Source organism: Methylobacterium sp. WSM2598 (genome assembly GCF_000379105.1).
In the GTDB taxonomy this organism is placed as follows: domain Bacteria; phylum Pseudomonadota; class Alphaproteobacteria; order Rhizobiales; family Beijerinckiaceae; genus Methylobacterium.
The window spans coordinates 29,183-34,179 of sequence record NZ_KB900611.1 but is presented as its reverse complement, the minus strand read 5'-3'; the positions used below and the strand labels follow the sequence as shown (position 1 = coordinate 34,179).

2 protein-coding genes and 1 pseudogene are annotated in these 4,997 nt (G+C 68.3%); all 3 read right to left on the bottom strand.

The genetic code is table 11. The features are described from left to right. Positions 1-624: pseudogene (locus MET2598_RS40330) on the bottom strand (IS5 family transposase); the annotation flags it as partial. Positions 625-3,468: 2,844 nt separating this feature from the next. Then, positions 3,469-3,858 carry a type II toxin-antitoxin system VapC family toxin gene (locus MET2598_RS0135310; protein ID WP_018264054.1) on the bottom strand — a complete coding sequence of 130 codons (390 nt, stop codon included), beginning with the start codon at positions 3,856-3,858 and terminating at the stop codon, positions 3,469-3,471. After that, positions 3,855-4,100: an AbrB/MazE/SpoVT family DNA-binding domain-containing protein gene (locus MET2598_RS40325; RefSeq protein WP_236728946.1), complete on the bottom strand. Its 246-nt coding sequence runs from the start codon at positions 4,098-4,100 to the stop codon at positions 3,855-3,857. Before MET2598_RS40325 ends, MET2598_RS0135310 begins: the two co-directional genes overlap by 4 nt. Between the last annotated feature and the right edge of the window lie 897 nt (positions 4,101-4,997).

The following is a 4,997-nucleotide window of genomic DNA, read 5'->3' as shown; positions in this document are numbered from 1 at the left end:
GGGAGCGGCGCTTGTCGTGGCGAAGCGCGCGCTTGCGGGCGCGGGTGCCGGGGATAACTGGGGTGATGCCTTTCTCCCGCAGATCAGCCCGCAGCCAATCCGCGTCGTAGCCCTTGTCGGCGATCAGGCGGCGGATCCGGCCGGGGGCCTCGGCCAGCACCGCCGGGGCGGTGCGCACGTCGCTGGCGTTGCCCGGCGTCAGCAGGAGGACACCGGGGCGGCCGAGGACGTCGACGAGGGCGTGGATCTTGGTCGTCCGGCCGCCGCGCGACGCGCCGATCGCCTGCGCTGTCGCCCCCCTTTGCCCCCGTGAGCCGAGCGATGGACCCGCACGTAGGTGCTGTCGATGGCGGCTGCCTCGCCGGACCATCCAGCTTTGGCCAGGGCCGCCAGCATCGCCGTCCAGAAGCCGCGCCGTGACCACCTGTTGAAGCGGTTGTAGACCGTGGTGCGGTGTCCATACGCGGACGGGCCATCGCGCCAGCGGCAGCCGGAGGTGAGCACGTGCAGGATGCCGGAGATGATCTGGCGATCGTCCTTGCGCTCGGGGCCGGGTTGGTTTGTGGGCATGAACGGCTCGATCACCGCCCACTGCGCGTCCGAGAGCCAGAACAGGTCCGCCATGGCCGCCTCCATGCTGCAAGCGGCGGCCCTGAATCACAAAACGATAGACCCTGCAACACCTTGTTTCGGTTCAGACCCTAAGGTCCTGATCGTTGCGACGTCCAGGCCCCGTCAGGTGGGCCAACAGGCCTCGGCGATCTCGGGAGGGCGGCGGAGGCCCCCTGAGCAGGGTGAGGAGCGCGCCCTCGCGGGCCGGGGTGGTCAGCCGATGCGGTCGTGGCGATCGAGCGGATGGGGGTCGGCGGGCGGGAAGACCTCGGGCTCGGGGAAGCGGCCAATGAGGTTCTCGGGCAGCTGGATGCGGAGATGGGCAGCGAGGGGAGCTGGGAGAAATCGTACTGGCCCGGGGCACGGGCAGCAGGCCGCCGAGGGCTGGATCGTGCGGCTCCCTTCCCGTCCGGGAGCGATCCTGCCCCGACCCGGGTGATCGACCGCGCAAAAGCGAGTGGTTCGGTTCCAGGCCGGTTTCAGGCCCCCTCGCGCGCGAGGGGGCCTGCCGCGCACGCGCACGGAGTGAGCTGCCCGCCAACGGCGCGCGACGGCCCGGGATCAGGGTGGCCTGCGGCATCCGACACGAGCTTAAAACCGCTGTTTGGAGGCCAGCATTCCTGACGGCGGTGTTCGAACAGAGCTGCAGGAGGGGTTTTGAGGTCCCTACGCGCACGTGAAGCCGGGCAAGGTTCGCGGGGTGGTACGCACCCCAAGGCGCGCACGTGCGCGTAGGGACCTGCGTGACCCGCCAGATGGCCGCGCCGCGGGCAGCCGGGACGCCGTTCGCTTGCGGCGCGGGGGAGGTGCCCTCGTTAGCCCTGCTTCTGAGAAGGCGTTACTGAGGAGCTCTCGGGTGCCCGTCGCCCGCGAGATCTTGCGGAGGCTGGAAGGACCCGGGTGACTTGGCAGCATCCCCTGCTGCAGGCTGCGGCGGATGGCCATCGGGAGGTCCTCGACCCGAAGCCTGAGGCGCTCGAGCCTCACCGCCTCGGCCCGCGCGGCGGCGTGCGCACCGGACCTGGCCAGTGTCTGATCCTCGACGATCTCTGCGGCCACGAAGCAGCTCATCAAGGTGCGCATTACGTCCCGCCCTCCCGGCCGACGAGAAACCCCGCCGGCGCAGGGACCGGCGGGGCTCGTTCAGACCTGATCGATCCCGGCGGAGAATGGTCAAGGTTTCCCCCTGGCCGCAAGGGGTGGTTTGATTGCCCGGTGACGAGGGCGCCGAGGGGCTCGACGACGGAGTGGGGGCGAGAGCCAGCACGACGTCGTAGGGGCCGAGGAGCGTGTCGGCCGTCCCCATGATCCGGCCCCAGGCCTCGGCCGTGCGCGCGGCCATGGTGGCCGCACAGGTCGAGGTGTTGACCCGCTCGCCCCCGAACCCATCGGCGTCGGTGCAGGGGAGCCGAGGCCAAGGGGTGTTCGCACGTTCGGGGTGTTCGGTCAGATCTGGCCCAACCTCACTGGGGTCATCCCGGGTGCCGCCCGTCCCCAGAGGGCAGCGGACCAGGAGGGACCCGCCCGGCCGGCTCCGCCCTGCGCGGCTGGGATCAGGGTGGTGCCGATCGTCCGTTCCCGGTTGAAAGCCGTGCGGCTGAAGGCGCGAGGCAGGAGGACGCGTTCCGGAGGTGCTGGGCTAGCCCGCGGCAGCTGTGCGGCCACACCTTGGCCGCTGGAGCACCGGCTCGGTCCATCCCGCCCCACAACCGGGCGAGCAGCGGCTTCTCCCGGATGTCTGGGCCGCTCGTGAAGGCGGCACCGTCCCTGGCGAGCCTCTAGGCCTTTCAGGGACGCGTTCAAAAATCGATTTGCAGCGCCATGGACGGCCGTTCTGGCCTCACGGCTAAGCTTCCCACCGCGGCGACCCAAAAACGCGCCCACGGGCTCCCAATGGCCCGCAAAAGGCTATCCGCTCGTTGGGGTCCTGGTGGATGGGCAAGAGCTACCTCGCCGCCCAGGAACCGGGCGTGGGGCCGCCGCGGCCTGGGTCACGGGGGCCGGCGGTGGAAGGGCCAGGACCTGCTCGCCTCAGGGCACGCCTTGGTCGGCGGCTCCGCAGCTGGACGCCTAGCCTGAACCGTCGATCGACCCGCTCCCACCCCGCCGGAAGCGCTTTCCGGCGAGCCGCCGCTGACGCTCCTGGCGCCCGCCCGCTTCCACCCGGCACTCGACTGCGAACACGGCGCCACGCGCCAGCGCCGAAGCCAGGAGGATGATACGCGCTGGTTCTATAACCCAGTACCGTACAGGGTTATATAATAACTAGTTATATAATATACTAGTTATATAATATATAACTACACACGCGCGCGCACATCATGACACGTGCGCGGAAACCCTCGCAACCCTCGCAGGCTCCTGCAGATCATTGGGATTGTTGAGCCTTTCGCGCTGCGAGGGTTTTGAGAGACCCTCGCAAACCCTCGCAACCCTCGCTGACCCCTGCGCGAACTCGGGTGAGGTACGAGGCGGTCATGGCCTTGGCTGATGCCGGGGCCACGTGCGAGCCCGCACTCCGTTCGGATAAGCTCAGGGTCGCGCGCCGCTCCGACCTTCTACCATCCCGTGCGCCAACCACCAAGGAGGGTGACGTGAGTGTGGGGGTCGGCGGAGCACCATGCTCAGGTAATCGCCTCGCGTGATTGCAGAACTTGAGTGTGGAAAACGCAGTACCCGCGCCATCGGCATCTCAGGTCGAGCAGGTCTCTCGAGACGGGTTCACGTTGCCCTTCTGCCAACAGCATGAGCCAGCGTCGCCGACACCCGGCCCGCTCCTGCGGCCTGTGACAGCGGCTGGCAGAGTGCCACCGGATTGGCGCAGACTGGCCGTTCCGCCGTGTCCCGTCCTTGCCGCTAGCGCACGACCTCGACCGTGTCGGCTCCGCCGACCTTCCTCCAGGCCTGATCCGTGGTGACCGCCACCGCCCCGCGGCTCGCCGCCAGCGCCAGGCACGCCCGATCCCCGAGCGCCAGACCCGCCTCGCGCGTGCTGGCCCGCAGGCCTCCGGCGGCTTCGGCCTGGGCTCGATCGAGCGGGATCACCTCCAGGTCCAGTTCGCGCAAGTCCGCCACCGCCTCCTCGGGTGACTGTCCGCGGTCGACCAGCTTCCCGATCACCTCGGCGTAGTTCGCCGCGCTGACGCAGGCCTGGTGCAGCACGGCCTCGACGCGGGCGGCCCCCGGCTCGTCGAACAGCAGGCAGAGCAGGGCGGAGGCATCCAGGACGTAAGCGGGCCTAGTCACGGCCGGCCTCGGCCCGGCGCTCCGCGATCAGCTCGTCGGACACCAGCCCGTCCGCGGGTGCGAGCGCGCGCAGCTTGGCTCTGGATCCGGCGCAGGGCCGAGCGGGCTGGGCGGACGCGCAGCTCGTCCCCGTGCAGTTCCATGAACACGGTGTCGCCCTTGGCGAGGCCCATGCTCTCGCGAAATGCGGCAGGCACGATGATGCGGCCACCTTCCACGATTTTGCCCTTCACGGCCGGCACGGTGAGCTCCTGCGGTTAGGCCATACGGGTGGCTACGCTGTACCACTGCTCTCTCACTGCAGAAAGCCGTGTCAGTTATCTAGAGAGCAGGTAGTGACGCGATCTGACCCCGATGCATGCGAGGGCGGCTGCGATTGCCATCCCGGCGCTGTCCGCCCAACGCTCGTTTGACGGCCAGACCGAATTTGTCCGCCAACAAAGCTTGACAATGAGAAAGCGGACAGGCTGATTGCCGGACGGGTTGGCGGAACACCGAGGCACCCGTGACCCTGATCGGCTACGCGCGCGTCTCCACTCAGGACCAGAAACCCGAAGCACGCCGCGTCCGTCGCGGCGTTCTACGCGGAGGACGACAGCGAGTCCTGCGATCCAGGCGTGACGCCGCTCCGTGATGCCGAGCCGCCCGTGAAGCGTAACCGCGCCAGCGCCTGAGTTTCACCCACGAGCGCGCCCGGCGCAGGATCAAAGCCTCGCCGGGCGCCATCGAATTTCAGTGTCCTCAAAGAGCGAGATGGCGAGTCCAAGCTTCTCCTTTCAGTGAAGACGAGCTTACCTTTGCCGTGTCTCAGGCTTATTCTCCAGATTAACCTGCGACAACCGGACGAGCTGTACACTACACTGGCGGTCCGGCATGGCATCGGGATAAATGTTCGCCGGCAACCTGGTTCCATAGGGGCGCGGCAGGACCCGCATTGTCGCGGTGCTCCGGGCCGGTTGAGCCGCCCTCCCGGCCCGGAGCTGTTCTTCGTTTGTTTGATGCACGCGCTCAGACTGGGCGTGTCGCAAAGATTTTTGGCGGAGAAAATTATGCTCCCCGCGTAGGCGCACACCGGTCCGTCAGGCCGATACCGGGCTCGTCAAACTGCTTCGCCAGCCTCGTCGGAGGGGGTCAGCAGG